The organism is Nocardiopsis rhodophaea (genome assembly GCF_039530945.1).
Taxonomy (GTDB): Bacteria; Actinomycetota; Actinomycetes; order Streptosporangiales; family Streptosporangiaceae; genus Nocardiopsis_C; species Nocardiopsis_C rhodophaea.
This window is the reverse complement of sequence record NZ_BAAAPC010000001.1, coordinates 370514-392369: the sequence shown is the minus strand read 5'-3', so window position 1 is coordinate 392369 and position 21856 is coordinate 370514. Positions and strand designations below refer to the sequence as shown.

Sequence of the window (21856 nt, the reverse complement as noted above, 5' to 3'; positions counted from 1 at the left end):
CAGCGCAGTGGGCTGACCATCAATCTGCGACCTTGGACGTTTCACGTGAAACCGAGGTGGACTTCATGGCGCCTCAAGTGCACGCTGAGGTGGAGTTCGATACGCCGATAGCGCGCGCGGCCCGTGTCGCCATGTCGGTGCGCGGGCACGGCGACGATGGGTGGCCCCGCCCCGAGCGGTGCCGCATCATGAGCGTGGCCAATCAGAAGGGTGGCGTCGGGAAGACGACGACGACCGTCAACATCGCCGCCTCGCTGGCCATGCACGGCAATCGCGTCCTCGTTGTTGACCTGGACCCGCAGGGGAACGCGTCCACCGCGCTGGGCATGGAGAGAGGGGCGGACGACCGCTCCATCTACCACTGCCTGGTGGAGGATGAGGAGATGCGGAACCTCGCCCGCCCCGTTCCCGACATCGACAATCTCTGGTGTGTGCCGGCCACGATCGATCTCGCTGGGGCGGAGATCGAGCTGGTGTCCCTGGTGGCCCGCGAGTCCCGGCTCAAGCGCGCGTTCTCCGCCTATGACACCAGCGAACTGGACTACATCCTCATCGACTGCCCGCCGTCGCTCGGCCTGCTCACCGTCAACGCGATGGTGGCCTGCGACGAGGTGATGATCCCCATCCAGTGCGAGTACTACGCGCTCGAAGGGCTCGGCCAGCTGCTGCGCAACGTAGAACTGGTGAAGTCCCACCTCAACCCCGGGTTGGACATCTCTACGTTCGTGCTCACGATGTACGACGGACGGACCCGCCTGGCGTCACAGGTTGCGGATGAAGTGCGCGGCCACTTCGGAGATCTGGTACTCAAGACGTTGGTGCCCCGGAGCGTCCGGGTCTCGGAAGCGCCGAGCTATGGCCAGTCCGTGATGACCTACGACCCGGGCTCCACCGGCGCGGTGGCCTACATGGAGGCGGCCAAGGAGATCGCCTACCGTGCGAGGGCAAGCGCCGGAAACTGACCATGGGACGTGAAGGGAGACGTCGGTGAGCCAGCAGCGGCGCGGTCTGGGTAAGGGGCTGGGCGCCCTGATCCCACAGGGGCCTGCAGTTTCCAGCCCTAGCCCTAGCCTCAGCCCCAACGGTGAAGGGCCCGAGCGATCCCCGGAACTGGTCGGCGGGACGTACCTGGCGGAGATCGACGTCGGGTCGATTCGGCCGAATCCGCGCCAGCCCCGGCAGCATTTCGACGAGGAGGCCCTGGAGGAGCTGCGGGCGTCCATCGCCGAGGTGGGCCTGCTGCAGCCCGTGGTCGTCCGCAGGCTGGGCGCCGGCGGGTACGAGCTCATCATGGGCGAGCGGCGCTGGCGGGCCAGCAAGGAGGCCGGGCTCGACCTGATCCCCGCCATCGTGCGCGAGACCGGCGACGACGACCTGCTGCGCGACGCGCTGCTGGAGAACCTCCACCGCCAGCAGCTCAACCCGCTGGAGGAGGCCGCGGCCTACCAGCAGCTACTCGACGACTTCGGCGCCACCCACGACGAACTCGCCAGGCGCATCGGACGGTCCCGGCCGCACATTACGAATACGCTGCGCCTGCTCAACCTGTCCCCCTCTGTCCAGCGCCGTGTGGCCGCGGGTGTGCTCAGCGCCGGGCACGCGCGGGCGCTGCTCTCGGTGGAGGAGTCGGAAACGCAGGATCGGCTGGCCCGTCGGATCGTCGAGGAGGGGCTGTCGGTCCGCGCGTTGGAAGAACTCATCACCCTGGGCGAGACGGATGACGAGCCGCAGACCCGGAAGCGCTCGACGGCCCGCAAGGAGCCGCAACCGGAGATGGAGGAGTGGTCGCGCCGCCTGTCCGACGCCTTCGACACCCGGGTGAAGGTCAACATGGGCCGCAACAAGGGAAAGATTGTCGTAGAGTTCGCGACCATGGAGGATCTGGAGCGCATCATCGGCGCCATGGCGCCGGAGGCGAGGGAGGACTAGCTCGGGAGAGCGGGGGATGCCCACGTCGGCATCTCGCTAGATCAGCAAGTCGACATCTCTCTGCGTCAGAATGTCCCGGATACGACAACGGCCCCCGATTCCTCGGGGGCCGTTTCACGTGAAACATCGGGACGGCGAGCGCCCAGGCACAACGCGGTTACATGAACTCCTGCAGGTCCTCGACCAGCTTGCGCTTCGGCTTGGCGCCCATGATCTGCTTGACGACCTCGCCGCCCTGGAAGACGTTCATGGTCGGGATGCGCATGATGCCGTAGTCGCGCGCCACGTTCGGGTTCTGGTCGACGTTGAGCTTGACAATGGTCACCTTGTCGCCGTGCTCGTCCGCGATCTCCTGCAGGATCGGGGTGATCTGCTTGCACGGCGCGCACCACTCGGCCCAGAAGTCGACGAGGACCGGCTTGTCGCTCTTCAGCACGTCGGCTTCGAAGCTGGCGTCGGTTACCTCTTTGAGTTCGGCCACGATGGAATCTCCTAACAGCTGGAAATCGTGTACGGGGAAGTCGTCGATGTGTCGCGGACGCGACAGTGCGGGCCCGCCGGCTCGCTCGTCCGCTCGTGCGTCAGTTGCCGAGCTCGGCCAGGTAGCGCTCGGCGTCCAGCGACGCGGCGCACCCGGTGCCGGCGGCGGTGATGGCCTGGCGGTAGGTGTGGTCCACGACGTCGCCCGCGGCGAACACGCCAGGGATCCTGGTCTTGGTGGTGGGCGCGTCGACCGCGAGGTAGCCCTCGGAGTCGAGGTCGAGCTGGCCCTTGAACAGCTCCACCCGCGGGTCGTGGCCGATGGCGATGAAGACACCGGTGACGTCGAGCGTGCTCTCCTTGCCGGTCTGGGTGTCGCGCAGCCGAACGCCGGTCGCCTTGCCGTCCTCACCGATGATCTCGGCGACCTGGCTGTTCCAGACGAACCGGATCTTGTCGTTGTTGAACGCGCGCTCCTGCATGATCTTGCTGGCGCGCAGTTCGTCGCGGCGGTGGATGACGGTGACCGAGCGGGCGAAACGGGTGAGGAACGTGGCCTCTTCCATGGCGGTGTCGCCGCCGCCGACCACCGCGATGTCCTGGTCGCGGAAGAAGAAGCCGTCGCAGGTGGCGCACCAGGAGACGCCGCGCCCGGAGTACTCCTCCTCGCCGGGGACACCGAGCTTCCGGTAGCCGGACCCGGTGGCCACGATCACGGTGTGCGCGTAGTAGACGTCCTCGCCCACCTTGACGACCTTCGGCGTGGCCTCAAGGTCGACCTCGGTGACGTCGTCGGCTACCAGCTCAGCGCCGAAGCGCTCCGCCTGCTTGCGGAAGCTGTCCATCAGGTCGGGGCCCATGATCCCGTCGGGGAACCCGGGGTAGTTCTCGACCTCTGTGGTGTTCATCAGGGCTCCGCCGGCGGTGATGGCGCCCTCGAAGACCAGGGGGCGAAGTTCGGCGCGGGCCGCGTAGACGGCCGCTGTGTATCCTGCCGGACCTGATCCGATGATGATTACGTTACGGACGTCGCTCACGCTGGTTGGCCCTTCGGTGTCGGCTCGGTGTCGGGGCAAGTCGTTCACTACCAACAGATGGTAAGTGCGGCCCATTCCCATGCAGGGCAGTGGGCGCGTGTGAGCTGTACCTTTGCCGATTTCTCGATATGCCGACGGCCGTTTGTCGACAAACCCCGGCCGCGGCGTGTCAGCGATCGGTGACGGTGGCCTGGGCCAGGGGCGTCTTGCTCGCCGGCGACGAGGGGCAGCCCGGCGCGACGACCGCGACGTCGTAGGTGTCCGGAGAGGAGGCGTCCGGGCGGGCGTCGAAGTACATCACCCAGACATCGACGGACGATCCGTCACCGCCGTCCGGCCGGAAGGTGGCGACATCGATCATAGCCAGGTCCTCCTGGCCTCTGTCGAGCTCCTGGAGGCACGAAGAGGCGTCAGGGGTGTGTTGGGGTGAGGGCGCGGATTCCGGGGCGTCTGAGAGGCCCTCAGCCTCGTGCGACGCCGTGAGGACATCCGCGGCCTGTGCCGCGAGGCCCGCTGCCGTGTACTCGGTGCCGCTCTCCACGAGCTGGTAGCGGTAGGGCAGAGCCGCCTCGGGCTGGTTCTCGTCGCTGTGTCCGTTGCCCGTGGCGCCGGGTGCGCCGTCGAAGGAGTGGTGCGCCTGGTCGGGTGTGATCACCCCGCGGATGACAGCAGCGCCTCCGCCGATCACGAAGACCGCGGCGGCGGCACCGGCCAGGTAGGGCAGCCAGCGCGCCGGGCCGCTCCGGCGGCGCAGGGGGACGACGTTACCGGCGCTGGGCCCCGGCTCCGGGCACGGCGCCTCGGTACCGCCCTTCAGGCGCTCCTCGGCTTCGGCGCGCAGCGCGGCGTCAAGGCGTGCGGCCGTCTCGTCGGGGAGAGGCGGTGCCGGCACCTCCGCCAGGATCCGCGGCACGTCGGCGAGCGCGCTCAGCTGCTCGGCGCAGAGCGGGCATGCGGCGACGTGGTCCCGGACGGCACGCTCCTCATCGTCGTCGAGGAGCCCTTCCGAGGACAAGGCGAGGGTCTCCGCGTCCACATGAGACGTCACGATCTCCGGTCACCTCCTCTCGGAGATGTGACGTCCTGCGAAGCCTGAGGGTTCCTCAGATGCGTGAGATATGGCAGAAGTCGCGCCCTTCCCCGCGCGCACCGGCTCTTCACGGTGCCCGCGGCCACCTCAAGGATGTCGGCGGCCTCGTCGACCCGGTAGCCGAGCATGTCGACCAGGATGAGGGCGAGCCGCTGCTCGGCGGGCAGCCGGTCCAGAGCCGAGTGGACGTCCATGGCGGAGTCGCTGCGGCCCGTGGGGTCAGCGGGAGCGGATGCGGCTCGCTCATTGGAGAGCGCGTCGAGGGTGATGTCCTCGGTGGGGACGGCGGGGCGCACCATCTTGCGCCGCATGCGGTCGTGGCAGGCGTTGACGACGATGCGGTGCAGCCAGGTGCTCACGCGGGCCTCGCCGCGGAAGCGGTGGGCGGCGCGGAACGCGGACAGGAAGGCGTCCTGGAGCGCGTCGGAGGCCTCTTCGGGGTCGCCGAGAACGCGGATGGCCACCGCCCACATGCGTTCCCGGTGCCGCCGGACGAGTTCGTCGAAGGCCCGGTCATCCCCTTGGGCGTGCCTGGACAACAACTCCTTGTCCGGGAGCTCCTGGACCGCGTTCATCACCGTTGTCACGTTTTCCCGAGCAGCTTGACCTCGTTGATTGTCCCCCGGTATTTGCCGTCTTGGGGAAGTTCAGTGAACCATACGACCACGTAGCGCCCCTTGGCCGGCTCGGCAAGCTTAACGGTTTCCTCGCCGCTGACTCCATCCGCGCTGGCGGCGGAATCCAGTGCGGACAGGTCGGCTCCGTCACCGACCAGGATCTCCAGGTTCGCCGGGCCCGCCGTGCCGAGGACGAGCTCGACCTCGTGCAGCTCCACGGGGTCGCCCATGTCGAGCAGGAGGCCGACACCGGGCTTGAGCTTGCCGAAGTCGGCGCTGTTGTAGCCCTCGGTCTTCCACGCGGTGGAGGGGTCGCCGTCGATGGCGTCCTTCGCGTTGCCGTCGTGCTCGCCGCCGTCGCCGGGCGGCGGGTCGAAGCCCTTGGCGCTCAGCGGCTTCAGCTCGGCCAGCTGGACCTCGTCGCCGTCCTTGTTCGTGCCGTCGCCGTCGGAGGAGGTGCCGTCGGCCGACGGGTTGTCCGAGCCGCTGAAGCTGCTGCCGATGGTCCACGCGCCCACGACCACGGCAACGAACACCAGCAGGGCGACGACGCCCAGTGCGACCTTGGTGGCCGGCGAGGGGCCGGGGGTGCCGTCGCGGCCGCCCGGATCAGCGGGGGCCGGGCGCCGACGGCTCGGCGGCGGAGGTGGCGCGGACGCCGCCACGGTCTCGAACTCGCCGCTGAGCCGGGAGGTGCCCTGCTCGGTGGGCGGCGCGGCCGGGCCGCTGGCCATGGTGGCGGGCAGCGGCACCATGCGCGGCACGTCGGCCAGGGCATCGGCGACCTCGCGCGGACTCGTCAGCGGAGCGCCGCGCATCGGGGCCTGGAACGCCGACCGGCACACGATCTCGTTCAGGCGCTCGGGGATCTGGGGGCGAAGCTGGGAGGGCGGGCAGGGTGCGCCGTTCGCCATGGGCGCGGGGCGCAGGCCGGGCTGCGCCGCGGTGTCGGGCCAGTGTCCGGTGAGCGCGGCGTACAGGAGCCGCCCCAGGCCTTGGGCGTCGACGGGGCCGGGGCTGCCGGGGGCGAGGCCGTGTAGCGCGGCGTCCACCCCGATTCCGGTGACTTTGACGGCGCCGCCGACGCTCCACATGAGCTTGCCGGGGGTCAGGTTGAGGTGGTAGAGGCCGGTGGCGTGCGCTGTCGCCAGGGTTTCGGCGGCCTCGGCGACGAGGCCGGCGGCGCGGTCGGGCGCCATCGGCCCCTGTGCGAGCAGGTCGCCCAGGGACTGGCCGATCACCCACTCCTCGACCACGTAGGGCACAACGGCGGTGTCGTCGGCGTCGAACACCTGGGTGACGCGCGAGTCGGCGATGCGGCTGGTGGCGCGGGCCGCGCGGACCACGTCGCCGGTACGGGGGAAGCCCTCCGTGAACGTCCAGACCGCGACCGGTCGGGCGAGGGTCTCGTCGGTGGCCTTCCAGAAGGAGGCGCCGCTGGTCTCGCTGACCAGTTCGTCGAGTCGGTAGCGGCCTGCGAGCCACGCGCCTGGCTCAATCATGAAGGTGCTCATGCCGGGAGTTACGGACACGATGGCTGGACGGTCCGGCGGACGAGGGGGATCCCGTGCCCGGGTTCTCTCGGAGGCATCCGGCCATGTCGGCTGTCCCAGGCCTCCCTTCGGGCAGCTCGGAGAAGGACAGGGGCGGCGGCGGAGAACCGCTGCTCCATGCTAGGACGCGCGAGTGGCGCTCCCGGAGGACAAGTACACCGGACGTGAGACGCATAAAGGCCCTTCAGGTGATTACGCATCGTTATCTATTGCTGTTGATCAGCGACGCAGTAGGCGACTCCGCACCATGTCAAGAAAAGTTGTGACTTCCGTCACCCCGATGCGGCGCGCCACCAGGACGTAGAGGACGCCTCCGACCAGCCCTCCCGCGGTTACGGCCGTGATCGCCGGGAGTGCGGTCCCCGGCAGCCCGCCGGTGAGCACGACCAGTACCCCGCCGGCGACCGCGCTGGGGATGGCGGCCACATGGAGCAGGACCAGTGTGCGCAGGGTCCGCCGCCCGTCGAGCCCGTTCATCCTTTTTCGCAGCCGCCACCAGGCCAGCGCCGCGCCCACGATGTAGTACAGGCCGTAGGCCGCCGGCAGCAGCACCACGACGGCGCGCGGCGGCGCCAGGACGAGCAGCGTGATCGCGACGGTGGCATGCGCGATCTCGGCGGGGATCGCGATGAGGGACGGCGTGCGCGTGTCGCCCAGCGCGTAGAACACCCGCTGCAGCAGCTGGAACAGCGTGAACGGGATGAGCATCGCGGAGAACACCATCAGGATCACCCCGATGCTCTGCGCGTCCTCGACCGACGTGCTGCCCCGCGCGTAGATCAGCACGCAGAACGGGATAGCGAACACGATCATGGCGACCGAGATCGGCACGATCAGCACCGAGGAGAGCCGGAACCCCCGGGAGAAGTCCGCACGCACCCGGTCCTTGCGGCCCTCGGCGACGTGTTCGCTCATCCGCGGCAGCAGCGCCGTGATCACCGAGACGGCGATGACCGCGTAGGGCATCTGGAACAGCATGAACGCGAACTTGTAGGCGGTGATGCCGGCACCGGCCGCCGATTCGCCGGCCTCCGCCGCCCGCACCCCTGCGCGGGTGGCGACGTTGGTGGTCACCAGCAGCCCGAACTGGGCGACGGCGATGTAGAGCATCATCCACGAGGCCGTGCGCACGGCCTCGCCCAGTCCGGAGCCGCGCAGGTCGAGGCGGGGGCGCCAGCGGAAGCCCGCGCGCCACAGCGCCGCCACCAGGACGAGGCCCTGCAGCACCTGTCCGCCCGTCGTGCCCAGGCCCAGCAGGGCCAGCTGGCCCGAGGTGACGGTCTCGGGCGTGCTGCCCGGCCCGGCGATTGTCAGGAAGAGGCCCCCGACCGCGATGATCACCAGGTTGTTCAGGACTGGCGCCCACATCGGCGCGCCGAAGTGGTTGCGGCTGTTGAGGATGGCGCTGACGATCCCGCTCGCGCCGATGAAGAAGATCTGGGCGAGCAGGAAGCGCGCGAGCTGGACGGCGACCTCGTGCTGCGCGCTGGTGAACTCGCCGGCGTACAGCCGGATGAGCCACTCCGCGGCGATGATCGCCACCACCGTGAGCACGGCCAACACCGCGAGCATCGCGGTGAGCAGCCGCTGCTCGGTCGCCCGCCCGCCGTCGGGGTCCAGCTTCTTATGTTTCACGAGAAACGGGACGAAGACGCTGGCCAGCAGTCCGCCGATGAGCAGGTCGTAGACGGCGAACGGGACCATGTTCGCGGTCTGGTAGGCGTCGCCGAGCAGCTGGGTGCCCAGCGCCGCCGCCAGCACGATCGTCCGGACGAATCCCGTAGCCCGGGAGAACACGGTGCCCAGCGCCATGATGGCGCTGGACCGCATCAGGTTCGCCGGCGCGGCGTGCGCGGCACCACCGATCTCGTCGCCGTCCTCACCCGGGCGGTCGGCGGTGCCCGCGTCACCGAAGTCGCGGGGGTCGCGGCTGGTGGCGAGGCCGGTTTCCGGTTCGGTTTCCGGTTCGGCCCGCTCGACCTCGTCGAGAACCTCTTCCGGCGTCAGGAGACGCCCATGCGGACGTCCCGGCGGCTGGTGGTGATCGTTCGACACCGTTCTCGACATTCTGGTTCGGGGGGTGGGTGGCGGGTGCCGGGTCCCCGGAGGTCAGGGGGGAGATGACGGCGAGTCGGGGTGCGAGCGTCAGCGGCCCAGGCGTGCGCGCACCAGGTCCGCGGCCGCCTTCAGCTCCTGGATCCGCAGCAGTCGGGCGCAGAGCGCGAACAGCACAGCACCCACCGCGCATCCGGCGACGGGAGCACCGAGGTTGGTGGCCAGGCTCAGGCCGAACCGCTCGGTGAAGAACCAGAGGATGCCCAGACCGGCGGCGACGCTCGGCACCGCTGCCAGGTGCAGCCGCAACAATGTGCCAAAGATGCGCCGCCCGTCAAGCCCGCCCAGACGGCGGCTGAGGATCGTTCCCGCGATGAGCAGGCCGGACACGAACGAGAGCATGAACCCGGCGGCGACGCCCACGATGACCTGGTGTGGCGGCAGCAGGAAGTAGGAGGTCCAGCCCACCGCGGCGTGCACGGAGACGTTGGCGATGCTGATCAGGGCGGGGGTGCGGGTGTCGCCCATGGCGTAGAAGACCCGCAGCATGAGCTGGAAGATGGTGAACGGGACCAGGCCCAGCGACATGACCGCGAGCACGACGCCGATGTTCTGCGCGTCGGCCACCGACGTGCTGCCGCGTGAGAACACGAGCACCGACAGCTGGACCGCGTACATGGCCATCGCGAGCGCGAGCGGGACCAGGACCATCGCCGAGACGCGCAGCGTGCGGGAGAACCCGGCGCGCACCTCGTCCCAGCGCTCGTCGTCGGCGTGTGCGCTCATCTTCGGCAGCAGCACGGTGATGAGCGAGACGGCGATGATCGCGTAGGGCAGCTGGAACAGCTGGTAGGCGTAGTTGTAGGCGGTGAGCCCGGCACCCGCCGCGTGGCCCGCCGCCTGGTTGGCGACGTTCGCGGCGTTGGCGATGTTGGCGGTGATGACGAAGCCCAGCTGCATCATGAGCGTGTAGATGAGCATCCACCCGGCGGTGCCCAGTGCCTCGCCCAGGCCGGAGCCGCGCAGGTCGAGGCGGGGGCGCCAGCGGAAGCCCGCGCGCCAGAGCGACAGCATCAGCACGACGGCCTGCAGCGTCATGCCCATGGCGGTGCCCGCGCCGAGGATCGTGAGCTGCCCCTCGGTGACGGTCTCCGGTGTGCGGCCCGGACCGGCGACGAGGAGGAAGGTGGCGCCCACCGCGATGATGACCAGGTTGTTCAAGACCGGGGCCCACACCGGCGCGCCGAACTTGTCGCGGGTGTTGAGCATGGCGCTGATCAGCCCGCTCAGGCCGACGAAGAAGATCTGGGCGAGCAGGAACCGCGCCAGGTAGACCGAGACCTCGGTCTGGACGGGGGTGAACTTGCTGGCGTACAGGCGGATCAGCAGCTCGGCGGCGATGATCGCGACCGCGGTGATGACCAGCAGCACCAGTACCGTGGCGGTGAACAGCCGGTTCTCGGTCTTCGCACCGCCGTCCTCGTCGCGCTTGCGCCGCTTGACCAGGAACGGGATGATCACGCTCGCCATCAGACCGCCGATGAGCAGGTCGTTGATGATGAACGGGATGGTGTTGGCGGTGTTGTAGGCGTCCGCCAGGAGCTTGGTGCCGAGGGCGGCGGCGAGCACGATGGTGCGCAGGAATCCCGTTACCCGCGACACCATCGTGCCGATGGCCATGACCATGCTGGACCGCATGGCGCCTCCGGATGACCCGGACTCTCCGCCGGTGGCGGAGGAGGTCTCATCACTGCCGTTCGCGGTGTCGGTTGCCACCGGCCTCGGCTCCTTTCGCGAGGTGCGGACTGCCGCACGTGGCGTGTCCGGTTCGGGTCGTGGGGGATGGGCGCGGGGCGCGGGTGCGAGGGCGGTTCGAGGTGAGAGACGGCTGTGCCCGCACGTCAGGACTGGTCGCTCGCCCGGTCACCGGTGGTCGCGGTGCCGGATCCCGCGCTCCCGTCGGGGCGCCCGCCCTCGGAGGGCGAGCCCCTGCCATTGTGCTGCATGGAGCCCGGTGCGTCGTCACCGTCGCCCCCGGGCCCTCCGTCGGTGCCGTCACCGGCATCGGCCCCCTCACCGGCAGCACGGTCGCCGGCGCCGTCGGCCTCACCTGCGGCGCCCGCGCTCTCGGCGTCCGGGGAACGACCGGCACGCCCGGCACGCCCGGCGCGCCCGGCGCGCTTGCGCGCCCACCTGCGCAGCGCCCGCGGGGCGAGCGCGATCACCAGGATGAGGGCGCCGACGGCGCTGATGAGGAGCGCCTGGGTGCCCAGACCCGTGGCGTTGACCGGCAGCGGCACCTCCTCGGAGATCGGCTCGCCGTCGGCGTTCTGCAGGCTCAGGTTGAGCACGGTGCGGCCGTTGATCCGGGCGGACAGCGGGACGTACACCGTGGTCTTGCGGCCGGGGCGGAGCGTCATCTCCTTCTTGTACTTGCCGACGCTCAGCCGCTCGTTGTTCTCCGAGTAGATGGAGAGGTTGACGGTGACCGTCTCCTTGTCCAGGTCGTTGGCGACCAGGACCCCGATCTTTCCGGTCTTGCTGGCCAGCGTCACCGTCTCGCCGGGGATGATGTGCACGTCCTCCCGGCTCAGCGTGACCGCCCGCGCCACCAGCGCGCGGGCCTGGGCGGCCATGGTCTTGTCGTCGCGCCAGGCCGCGGATTCCAGCCGCAGGATCGCGGGCCGGAACGGATCCGAGTCGTCGGTCAGGATGGTGTTGAACAGCCGGATGTCCTTGCGGACCTCGTCGACCTGTTCGAGATAGGTTCCGCTGAGCTCGGACCGGGCGCCCTTGGTGGGGTAAGTGAGCTGGCCGCGCTGCGCTGTGTCCGTGGCGTCGGCCTCGATGTCGCCGAGCGCGACCGGGTCGAGCCACGGCAGCTTCTCGCTGGAGCGCAGCACATCCGCGGCGAAGTCCGCCCCGGGGTTCCAGTCACGCGGCGGGGCGGCCACGACCGTGCGGTCAGTCCCGCCTTCGGCGGCGATCATCGCGGTCTCGGCGGCGAACCGCTGCGACGCCAGGGCGGCGTCTCCGGCGCTGCGGCTGGGCTGGGCGAGGGCGTTGCTCAGCTCACTGTCGACGACGAGGGCGGTGGCGTCGGGCTCGTCGCCGCCGACCGGGAGCGCGGCCTGCGCCGTCGCGGTCCCCCCGCGGGTGGAGCGGGAGGGCAGGGCGGCGTCGCTCAGGATGAAGCGCGTGGATCCGCGCTCGCTGAGGAAGTCGCGGGTCGCGGAGTTCATCAGCCCGTCGGCGGGCCACGCGACGGTGGTGTCGGCATCGGTGCCGAGAACGTTCTTGACGGTCTCCCCACCGAGCGAGACGGCCGCTTCCGCGTCCTTGCGCAGGTCTTGACGGAGAAGCGCGGCGATGTCGGCGTTGGCGTAGGGAACAGTGATGATCGGCGCGCCGTCGAGCCCCGTCCGCGCCTGCCGCAGCCACTGCTGGGCGGTGGGGCTGGGGTCCCGGGAGAGCGTGGTGGGGGCGGCGTCCTCCGCGGGGACGGTCGGCTTCCCGGTCGGCTGCAGCACCTGGTAGGTGTCTCCGCTCATGCGGGCGATGTCGCCCAGCAGCGCGGGGTCGACGGCCCACGTGATGGGGACGCGGCCAGCGTCCGCGCCCTTCTTGCCGCCGTTGTCGTCGCCGTCCTCGGCCTTCTCCTCGGTCGTGGCCTTGGCCGTTGCCTCGATGTCCGGCGTGGGTCGGGGGGCCGTGGAGGGCGGAGGCGAGGGCTCCAGCGCGATGTCGTCGCTCTGCGCCCCGGCGACCAGGAGGCGCCCCAGCCGCCCGTTGGATCCCAGGCTTGTGGACAGGCCGTCGCTGAGGAAGGTGTCGTCATCGGCGCGCTGAGGGTCGTCCATCAGCGGCCAGAGCCAGGCGATGTCGACCGGGTCGGGGGAGGAGCCGCCCTGGTAGGGGAGGAAGGTGTAGCGGGTGTCTTTTGTGCGCCCGGACGCGTCGGCCAGGTCGACGGCCAGGGGGTAGACGCCGAAGTCGCCCAGGCGCATGTCCTCGGCCTTGATCTTCAGCGAGTAGGTGGCGGACTGTCCGGGCTTCAGCGACTTGCCGAGTTCGGTTTTGGGCCCGGAGACCTGCGGCTGCGCACCGTCGCCCGAGGCATACGAGCCGAGTTGGGAGCGGTCGCTGAACGGGTAGCGGGAGTACCGGAGCCGGATCGTGGCGGAGGAGAGTTCGTCGTCCGTCGTGTTGGTGACCCGGCCGGTGACCTTGACGGTGCTCTTCTCACCGACGGTCCGCGGGGAGATGCTCTCGACGGTGAGGGCTTGGCCGCTCGTGGCGGAGTCGTCCCGTGGGACGGGTGCTGATGTGGCGGCGGTCGGCTGAGCAGGAGCGACCGCGGCCAGTGCCGGAACCAGAACGGCGGTCGTGGCCACGACCGCACCGAAATGAGCAAGTCGACGCACGCGAGAAGATTTCCGAGTCGGTTTGATGTTGGCCGCGGGAGACCGCTGACGCAGGTGCCACCGTGGCCCCCCGCACGCGACGGTCCCTTGGGGGAGCAGCCCGACCGCGGTGGATCAACGAGCACGGTGGATCAATCAGACGATACCTTCTCGTGCGGATACCCCCGCAGCATTCCCACCGCCGATTCGCACGAGGGGAAAAGGGCGCCTACCCTCTGGTGGTGTGCCGAACACTGCGCTTCCAGGTGAAACCCCGCGTCCCGAGCCCCTTGACGGGACGGCGTCGTCTTCGTCCCCGTCGACCGCTCCCGCGGAGCTGACAGACAAGCAGAAGGCCGCGATCACCGGGTTGTTCGGCTCGATCGACACCATCGCCACGGAGCTCGGCGACCTCTTCGCCGCCGCCGGCCACGAACTGGCCCTGGTGGGAGGCCCGGTACGCGACGCCCTCCTCGGGCGCGAGGTGCACGACCTGGACCTGACCACCGACGCGGTGCCGCAGACCATCCTCACGCTGATCGACGGCTGGGCCGACGCGGTGTGGACGGTCGGGATCGACTTCGGCACGGTGGGCCTGCGCAAGGGCGGCCACCAGCTGGAGATCACCACCTACCGCAGCGAGTCCTACTCGCCCAAGTCGCGCAAGCCCGAGGTCGACTACGGGACGTCGCTGTACGAGGACCTGGTGCGGCGCGATTTCACGGTCAACGCGATGGCGGTGCACCTGCCGAGCCAGGAGTTCGTCGACCCGTTCGGCGGCCTCACCGACCTGCGCGAGCGCCGCCTGCGCACGCCGGGCCGCCCGGAGGACTCCTTCAGCGACGACCCGCTGCGCATCATGCGCGCGGTCCGGTTCGCCGCCCAGCTCGGCTTCACGCTCGCGCCGGAGGTCAAGGCCGCGGCCGCGGACATGGCCGACCGCCTGAAGATCGTCTCGGCCGAGCGCATCCGCGACGAGCTCACCAAGCTGATGCTCAGCCCCAACCCGCGCGTGGGCATCGAGCACATGGTGGATCTGGGGATCGCGCACTACGTGTTGCCCGAGATGCCGAAGCTGCGCCTGGAGATCGACGAGCACCACCGCCACAAGGACGTCTACGAGCACTCGCTCACCGTCCTGGACCAGGCGATCGATCTGGAGAAGCAGCGGGGCATGGAGCCCGACCTGGTGCTGCGCCTCGCGGCGCTCCTCCACGACGTGGGCAAGCCCAAGACCCGCGCGTTCGAGTCGGGCGGGCGTGTCACCTTCCACCACCACGAGGTGGTCGGCGCGTCCATGAGCAAGAGCCGCCTGAGCGCGCTGCGCTTCTCCAAGGACGTTGTCGCCGACGTCAGCAAGCTGGTGGCGCTGCACCTGCGCTTCCACGGCTACGGCAAGGGCGAATGGACCGACTCTGCCGTCCGCCGCTACGCCCGCGACGCCGGACACCTGCTGGAGCGCCTCCACGTCCTCACCCGCGCCGACTGCACGACCCGCAACCGCCGCAAGGCCGCGGCCCTCTCGCGCGCCTACGACGACATCGAGCGCCGAATCGAGCGACTGGCGGAGGAAGAGGAACTCAACAAGATCCGCCCCGACCTGGACGGCAACGAGATCCAGGAGATCCTGGGCATCAAGCCGGGCCCAATGGTCGGCAAGGCGTACCGCTACATGCTCGAACTGCGCCTGGAGCACGGCCCCATGGACAAGGCGGACGCGATCGCCGAACTCCGCAAGTGGGCCGAGGAGCAGGGGGAGCTGTAGGGCGCCGTCGTTCTGGCGCTTCAGCGATCCGTCGCTGTGGCGCCAGGCCGACAGGTCGACGCGTCACTAGATCACCAGGCCGTCAGATCGACGTATCGACAAACCGCCGAGCCGGTGTCGACACCGAGGCCACCGCGTCCTGATCCGGTGACCTCGGCGCCGCATCGGCCTCCCCCTTACCCGGCCTTCCGACCGGTGAGGGCGAAGTGCGCACCGAGCCCGATCATCATCACCCCGGAGATACTCCCCGTGATCTCCAGGCGCCGGGGGACGAGCAGAAACCAGCGGCGCGCGGCCCCGGCGAGGAGGCCATAGCAGCTGTCCGCTATCACAGCGATCGCCACGAAGATCGCGCCGAAGACGAGCATCTGCGTCGTCACGCCCCCCTGCCCTGGCTCGACGAACTGGGGAAGCGCCGCGATGAAAAAGATCAGACTCTTGGGGTTCGTCGCCCCGACGATGAACCCGTCCCACAGCGCCCGCGCCCCCGGCCCGCCGTCCGCGGCGGACGGGGAGGCGCCGGTCACGGACGACGCCAGTTCACGTCGGTTCAGGATCGCCTGCACACCGAGATAGACCAGATACGTGGCACCGATCAGCTTCAGCGCGGTGAAGACCACCCCGAACTTCGCGATCACCGCACCCACGCCCACGGCGACCGCCCCGACCAACACCAGCTCGCCCAGCGCGTTCCCAGCCGCTGAGCGAAGCGCGACCCCTTGGCCGTGGGCCAGGGCACGCCCGACGACGAAGAAGACACTCGGCCCGGGGATGAGGATGATGACCGCCGCAGTAGCGGCGAAGGTCAGCAGCGTGGTGATCGTCGGCATGGCGGCATTCCACCTTGGGGGACGGGGGGGAGGGTGATCGCCACTATGTACGAGATCCCATGACCACGTCGACCCATTTGATTGACTCTCGCGCGACGGGACTTGCGGCCTACATCCGCGACGCGGCCGAGGCCAACGCTCGGCGCCACGGTCACCGACGAACGTCGGAGCCGAACGCGACTGGCCGATAATGAGGTCGTAACCCCCTGTACCCAATTGGGGGTATGCGGTAGGTTACTTTCTGTGCTGTTCCGGTCCTGTTCGAAACAGGGCCAGAACGGTTTGTCGTTTTGTCGACATATCGACGTGACTCCGTTCTCCACGTGGTTCGCTACGGGGGGTCGCTCCTGGGTCTTGTCGTCGGCGACGTTGGATCGACGTCCGGGCCGGTTCGTCGGGGACGCACCGTTCATGATGCTGAGCGGCAGGCTGCGACAATCCCGTCGTGGAGTTAGGTCTGCACCGCGGCCTTCGATGTGTTCGTCCGTGTCCAAGCACGCCTGTGAACTGAGATCGCTGACGATGGGTCCGGACCGTGGACTAAAGGTGCCGCTGAGGGGCTGCGTTGGGGGAGAATTACCGCACCTGATCGACGGGAGCCCGCACTAGCGGAATGCGACGACCGCTATCAGGGAGCAGCGGCGCGACCGCGCCGACGAATCAGGGCCGTATTCGATGCCTGGCTTGAGCTGTACGACGGCCTACAAGCAGGGTCGCAGCGGCTGCGATACCGACGCCGAGCACATGCCCGGCGGTGTTCACAATGACATCGGCAGTCTCACTGACACGTCCAGCGCCCATGCACCATTGGCCGAACTCGATGAGCACTGAGAGGGCAGGGCCGATGCACAGGCGTGCCCACCATGAGAAGAAGGAGGCGAACGCCACAATGCCCACGGGAATAAAGATCAGCGCATTCAGGATCTTCTCCGCGGCCACGAGTCCTTCTGTTGCGTCGTCGCCGGCCATCAAGTACTCCTCAGGCGGGTACGAGGTCTCCAGGTTGGCGCGCATTTCAGCGTCCAGATCGTGGCCTTCCGAATCGAACCAGACCGCTCCTCCGCCGATTACGGGATAACGATAGTAGGCGGCATCGTCTGGACTGGCCTCCTCCCGGGCGTGTTCCACCTCTTCCTCTGACAATTCCTGTGCTTCGTAGTAAATGTAAGACTCGTCGCCAGGTTGGCCGATATAGGATCCTTCGAGTGTATTATCCTCCTCTTTGAAGGAGTTCAAAGGATTCCAGATAACCTCTCTTTCGGTCGCGCCGATACCAGTAGCCCCGAATATTGGCGGGACTAGGATTATCAGGTATCCGACGCAAGCCACGCCAAGCAGTACTTGGGAACGCCGGGCGAACGTCTCGGGTGAGTCGCGTCGTAGAAACGAAATAACCAACGCCGCGCCGCTGAGGACTGCTACCGATACCCCTATTGTCGTTGGATTTGTATAAAAAAGTACTTGCCACATCGCAAAACTCATCTCCTTAGGGGGCGATCTGGAAATTGCCAGGTCGCCTCCGATGGGAGTCATTTGGTACGAACTTTCTGATATGTGTCGCTAGCTATCTACAGGAAACGATCTCGGTTCTGTATGTGGCCTTGCCGACCCGCATTAGTTCTTGCACGCTTCCGGAGCCAAGGCCGTTTGAGCGGAGGTTGAACGTTTAGCAGCCTCGGCCTCCTGATGAGATGCGCTGTGTGCGACTTGCCCATCGGTTCTTTCTATGCTGGCGAACTCCAAATTTGGCAGTGATCGTTGATTCTCCAGTTTTAAAGTAGTCTACCGATGCATGTGTGCACTGAATGGCGTGAATGCGTAGAGGTCCATTGGGGAGGCGGGCTTCGTGTGTCCCATGCGTTGGGGGGGCTATTCGGAAGCTTGGGCAACTATGAGCCACGTGCCTTGCACGATCTGGCGCCGCTTTGGATCCTCTCATGACTCTTGGGGTCGAATAGCCCTTTTGGCTACTTCTTGACACTTTGTGGATGAGATAGCGTGAGTGTGTACTTAGGTCCGAGTCACTACGCAGTTCAAACCTGGCTGTGACAGTCATGTCACGCTAAGACACCAGATCGCTCGTCATGCATGAGCGGTCCCGGGAGGCGATCGCAGGTGGTAACAGGAACCTGTGCGGGCGTGCGGGAAGCCAGGCAGTAGGCCGTGTGAAGCGGATTCACAGGCCATGGTCCGGCGGCAGGCTAGGAGCACTTTGCCGAGTGGGGGCACTCGTGGGAGGGGAAGTCCTGAACCGCAGGATCCAGACCGCGCACATCACGGCGTAGAGCAGGGACATCGCGACCACCGCCACCGGGCTCACGCCCGAGGGCGGGACCGTTACGGCGGCCGCCCAGGCCGCCACGACGAACGTTCCGTTGAACAGCATGTCGTAGACGGAGAACACGCGGCCGCGATAGGCGTCGTCGACATGTCGCTGAACCAGCGTGTCGACACTTACCTTGACCCCCTGCGACACGACCCCGAGCGCGAGTCCGGCGACTGGGAACAGCGCGGAAGAGAAGGGAAGCGCGAAGAGCGGCAGCGCCGCCGCGCCGCAGCCGAGCAGGACCGCGATCCAGGCGCCGACGCTCATCCGGGCGGTCGCCGTGGGGGTAGCGATCGCGCCGAGGAAGAAGCCGAGTCCAGACGCCGCGAGCGCCACCGAGAATCCGGCCAGCCCGGCGACCCCGCCCGCGGAGAAGGTGTTGTTGTAGAGCAGCAGCGTCATCAGGGTGGAGACGCCGAACACGAACCGGATACCGGCGACCGTGAGGAGCGCGTCGCGTGCCGGGCGGCGCTCCCAGATGTGGAGCGCCCCGTCGACGAGGCCGTTGACAACGTGGTGGACGGCCTCGCGCACCTCTGGCGTGGTGTGGTCGAAGTCAGGTCCGAGTTCACGTCGGCCCAGGGTCAGCGACACCAGTCCGGCCAGCGCGAACGCCACCCCAGCTCCGAAGAGCACCAGTGCGGTGCCGAGCGGGCCGTCGCCGCCGAGGAGTCGCAACCCCGTCCCGGCTCCCGCCCCGATGAAGGCGGCGAACGTCCCGCAGGTCGGCGTGACCGCGTTGGCCATCATCAGCCGTTCGCGCGGCACCACGTGCGGCAGCCCGGCCGACAGGCCAGAGAGGAAGAACCGGTTGATGCTGAGCAGGACCAGCGCCGCCGCGAAGAACACCGCGCCGTCCGACCCGGCACTCACGAGGAGGGCCGTGAGCACGGCCAGCGCGGCTTTGACCAGAGAGGAGACCAGCAGGACCTGTCGACGTGACCACCTGTCGATAAAGACGCCCGCGAACGGTCCCACGATGGAGAAGGGCAGGAGCAGCACGGCGAACGCCATCGCCACCTCTCCGGCGGTGGTGTGCTGCTCGGGACTGAAGAACACGTACCCGGCCAGCCCGGCCTGGTAGACCCCGTCGGCGAACTGCGAGATCAGCCGAGTCGCGAACAACCGCCGAAAGCGCGGCCCGCGGACCACGACGCGCAGATCACCGAAGAAGGACACCGGCAAAGCCTACGGCGGGTGTGCCGCGGCGCTCGATCGAGGCCGGCCGGCGTCGCCGCGTGCGTCGGATCCGCCGACCGAGGTGGGCCGACAGGCCCCGCGACACAAGAGGGGCGGCCCGTCGGCCGCCCCGTGCGTCGTCATGTCGATTCGGCGCTATGCCGTGACATCGTCACGGCGATGGATCGGTATGCCGCCATGACAGCACGTCGCCGTGACGGCACATCGTCCGACCTGTCAGCGGTCGGCCTCGCCCGCGATGAACTTCTCGACGCGGTCGTGGGCCTCGCTGTCGCTGTACTGCTCCGGCGGCGACTTCATGAAGTAGGAGGAGGCCGAGAGGACCGGTCCCCCGACACCGCGGTCCTTGGCGATCTTGGCGGCGCGCACGGCGTCGATGATCACGCCCGCCGAGTTCGGCGAGTCCCACACCTCCAGCTTGTACTCCAGGTTCAGCGGCACGTCGCCGAACGCCCGGCCCTCCAGGCGCACGTAGGCCATCTTGCGGTCGTCAAGCCACGGCACGTGGTCCGACGGGCCGATGTGCACCGCGCCCGCGTTGAGCTCGTGCGGGATCTGCGAGGTCACCGACTGCGTCTTGGAGATCTTCTTCGAGGTGAGCCGCTTGCGCTCCAGCATGTTCAGGAAGTCCATGTTGCCGCCGAAGTTGAGCTGGTACGTGCGGTCCACGATCACGCCGCGGTCCTCGAACAGCTTCGACATCACCCGGTGGGTGATGGTGGCGCCGACCTGGGACTTGATGTCGTCGCCGACGATGGGGACCCCTGCCTTGCTGAACTTCTCGGCCCACTCCGGGTCGGAGGCGACGAACACCGGCAGGGCGTTGACGAAGGCCACCCCCGCGTCGATGGCGCACTGGGCGTAGAACTTGTCGGCCTCCTCCGAGCCCACCGGCAGGTAGGACACCAGCACATCGGCCTTGGCGGCCTTGAGCGCGGCGACCACGTCGACCGCGTCCGCGCTGGACTCCTCGATGGTCTCCCGGTAGTACTCGCCAAGGCCGTCGTAGGTCGGTCCGCGCTGCACCGTCACCCCGGTCGGCGGCACGTCGCAGATCTTGATGGTGTTGTTCTCACTGGCGGTGATCGCGTCGGCCAGGTCCTGGCCGACCTTCTTGGCGTCGACGTCGAATGCGGCGACGAACTCGATGTCGCGCACGTGGTAGTCGCCGAACTGGACGTGCATGAGGCCGGGGACCCGGGAGTCGGGGTCGGCGTCCTTGTAGTACTCGACACCCTGGACGAGCGACGCCGCACAGTTGCCGACGCCCACGATGGCTACACGTACCGAACCCATTGGTCCTAGCTCCTTCTAATCCGCTGAATGTGGACTGCACCGCCGGTGAATGGTCATCGCCGTGCGGATGGCTGTGGCGGTGGTGCCGACATCGGAACGCGCCGTTGCGCGTCCGTGTCTACCTGCTGCGTCGCGCACCACCACCGGTTCACTGCTCGAGGTCGACGGGGGGTGTGGGGGGAGGAGGGGCGCCCGGGCGGGGCGGGACCGTTTCGCTGGTGCCTCGGGGGCCGTGGGCGCCGTGGGTGCGCCTCGTGCCCGTGGCGTCCGGGACCTCGGTGCGCTGGTCGGCGTCGCTGTACTGCCCGGCCCAACCGGCGTCCCCGCTCTGCCCGTCGTGCCGGGACTCGAAGCGGTGCCGCTCCTGCCGGACAAGGTCGTCGAGCCAGCCGACCTCCCGCTCCAGAGCCTCGGCGCGATACCGGTTCAGCTCCAAGACGTAGGGGTCGGCCTCCTGGGCGGTCTGCTCCATCCGTTGCCGCAGGCAGTCCAACCGCTCCTGCAGCCGGTTCCGCCGCCCGGCGAGGATGCGCAGCCGCACCTCGGCCCGGGTTCGCGCGAACAGGGTGAAGTGGACGCCGAAGCACTCGTCGTCGTCCGTTGCCGGTTCGCACTCGGCGAGCAGCCGGAGCAGGTGGTCGCGCCCGCTTGAGGTCAGCCGGTAGACGATGCGCGACCGGCGGCCCCGGGCGGGCGTGCTGTCGTCCCTCGCGGACGTCACCAACCCGGAGCGCTGCATCTCCTTCAGGCAGGGGTAGAGGGACCCGTAGGAGAACGCGCGGAACGCCCCGAGCTCGCAGTTGAGCCGCTTGCGCAACTCGTACCCGTGCATGGGGGCCTCAGCGAGGTGGCCGAGCACGGCGAGTTCGAGCACTCGTGCCCTACACGCGCTCACGGACTCACCCCTTCACATTCGCTTCGTCGACCGCACCTATCCCACAGCCGCCTGACCGCCGAATCTGTTCCCGGGGAAAGGTGCCGTGAGCAGAAGATGGCGATACAGTCGCTTTGTTCCCTTCTGACTATATCGCCGCGATATATAGCGCCAGGATGTTACGTATCTAACACCTGGTCAACTACCCAAAAACCTGGTTTGCCTGCAGTGACGCTCTGATCGCCGATGCGTCGCGCCCACGATTCGAGAAACGAGCCGCGTTCCGATGGCCGGATGCGGGACAGAGGCCATACCCTGACTCCGACGCGAGCGATATTCGAACGTGATCGGTGAAGCGGCCCCACGGGCGATCCCCAGCCGCAGGGCGTGGCGCACGGCAG

Annotated in this window: 16 protein-coding genes; 3 read left to right on the top strand and 13 right to left on the bottom strand. The window is 68.4% G+C overall.

Going from position 1 to position 21856, the window contains the following annotated elements; genetic code table 11:
- The first annotated feature begins 65 nt into the window (after positions 1–65).
- Together ABD259_RS01780 and ABD259_RS01775 are read left to right on the top strand one after the other, a co-directional pair.
- Positions 66–962 carry a ParA family protein gene (locus tag ABD259_RS01780; RefSeq protein ID WP_412759481.1) on the top strand — a complete coding sequence of 299 codons (897 nt, stop codon included), beginning with the start codon at positions 66–68 and terminating at the stop codon, positions 960–962.
- A gap of 25 nt (positions 963–987) precedes the next feature.
- A complete protein-coding gene (locus ABD259_RS01775) occupies positions 988–1929 on the top strand; it encodes a ParB/RepB/Spo0J family partition protein (protein WP_344108797.1) in 942 nt (313 codons plus the stop codon).
- Between the two features lie 157 nt (positions 1930–2086).
- Here ABD259_RS01775 and trxA read toward each other — a convergent pair whose 3' ends face one another.
- The 8 genes from trxA to ABD259_RS01735 form a co-directional block, all read right to left on the bottom strand.
- Positions 2087–2410 carry a thioredoxin gene (gene trxA / locus ABD259_RS01770; RefSeq protein WP_017620593.1) on the bottom strand — a complete coding sequence of 108 codons (324 nt, stop codon included), beginning with the start codon at positions 2408–2410 and terminating at the stop codon, positions 2087–2089.
- A gap of 100 nt (positions 2411–2510) precedes the next feature.
- Positions 2511–3446, bottom strand: coding sequence for a thioredoxin-disulfide reductase (gene trxB, locus ABD259_RS01765; RefSeq protein WP_344108800.1), 936 nt, complete (start codon positions 3444–3446; stop codon positions 2511–2513).
- 169 nt (positions 3447–3615) lie between these two features.
- Complete coding sequence (locus tag ABD259_RS01760; RefSeq protein ID WP_344108802.1) at positions 3616–4494, bottom strand: anti-sigma factor; 879 nt, start codon at positions 4492–4494, stop codon at positions 3616–3618.
- Positions 4491–5111 carry an RNA polymerase sigma factor SigM gene (sigM, locus tag ABD259_RS01755; RefSeq protein WP_344108827.1) on the bottom strand — a complete coding sequence of 207 codons (621 nt, stop codon included), beginning with the start codon at positions 5109–5111 and terminating at the stop codon, positions 4491–4493. The genes ABD259_RS01760 and sigM overlap by 4 nt, the downstream gene beginning before the upstream one ends.
- Before the next feature lie 8 nt (positions 5112–5119).
- Positions 5120–6667 carry a protein kinase family protein gene (locus ABD259_RS01750; RefSeq protein ID WP_344159682.1) on the bottom strand — a complete coding sequence of 516 codons (1548 nt, stop codon included), beginning with the start codon at positions 6665–6667 and terminating at the stop codon, positions 5120–5122.
- Positions 6668–6925: 258 nt separating this feature from the next.
- Positions 6926–8773 (bottom strand): murein biosynthesis integral membrane protein MurJ, encoded by a 1848-nt coding sequence (murJ, locus tag ABD259_RS01745; RefSeq protein ID WP_344159679.1) that lies wholly within the window; start codon positions 8771–8773, stop codon positions 6926–6928.
- Between the two features lie 78 nt (positions 8774–8851).
- Positions 8852–10537: a murein biosynthesis integral membrane protein MurJ gene (gene murJ, locus ABD259_RS01740; RefSeq protein WP_344108809.1), complete on the bottom strand. Its 1686-nt coding sequence runs from the start codon at positions 10535–10537 to the stop codon at positions 8852–8854.
- Between the two features lie 125 nt (positions 10538–10662).
- The gene (locus tag ABD259_RS01735) at positions 10663–13155 is read right to left on the bottom strand and encodes a DUF6049 family protein (protein ID WP_344159676.1); all 2493 of its coding nucleotides are present in this window, start codon (positions 13153–13155) and stop codon (positions 10663–10665) included.
- A 253-nt stretch (positions 13156–13408) separates the two neighbouring features.
- On the opposite strand from ABD259_RS01735, the gene ABD259_RS01730 reads away from it, so the two are divergent.
- A complete protein-coding gene (locus ABD259_RS01730) occupies positions 13409–14929 on the top strand; it encodes a CCA tRNA nucleotidyltransferase (RefSeq protein ID WP_412759482.1) in 1521 nt (506 codons plus the stop codon).
- Between the two features lie 176 nt (positions 14930–15105).
- Here ABD259_RS01730 and ABD259_RS01725 read toward each other — a convergent pair whose 3' ends face one another.
- The 5 genes from ABD259_RS01725 to ABD259_RS01705 form a co-directional block, all read right to left on the bottom strand.
- Positions 15106–15759 carry a LysE family translocator gene (locus tag ABD259_RS01725; protein WP_344159673.1) on the bottom strand — a complete coding sequence of 218 codons (654 nt, stop codon included), beginning with the start codon at positions 15757–15759 and terminating at the stop codon, positions 15106–15108.
- Positions 15760–16419: 660 nt separating this feature from the next.
- Positions 16420–17292 carry a VanZ family protein gene (locus ABD259_RS01720; protein WP_344159671.1) on the bottom strand — a complete coding sequence of 291 codons (873 nt, stop codon included), beginning with the start codon at positions 17290–17292 and terminating at the stop codon, positions 16420–16422.
- 643 nt (positions 17293–17935) lie between these two features.
- A complete protein-coding gene (locus ABD259_RS01715) occupies positions 17936–19264 on the bottom strand; it encodes an MFS transporter (RefSeq protein ID WP_344107611.1) in 1329 nt (442 codons plus the stop codon).
- A gap of 237 nt (positions 19265–19501) precedes the next feature.
- Positions 19502–20581, bottom strand: a complete 1080-nt coding sequence (locus ABD259_RS01710) for an inositol-3-phosphate synthase (RefSeq protein WP_344159668.1) — start codon at positions 20579–20581, stop codon at positions 19502–19504.
- A 148-nt stretch (positions 20582–20729) separates the two neighbouring features.
- Entirely contained in the window at positions 20730–21476 is a 747-nt protein-coding gene (locus ABD259_RS01705; protein WP_344107606.1) for a PadR family transcriptional regulator, read from the bottom strand.
- Positions 21477–21856: the final 380 nt, after the last annotated feature.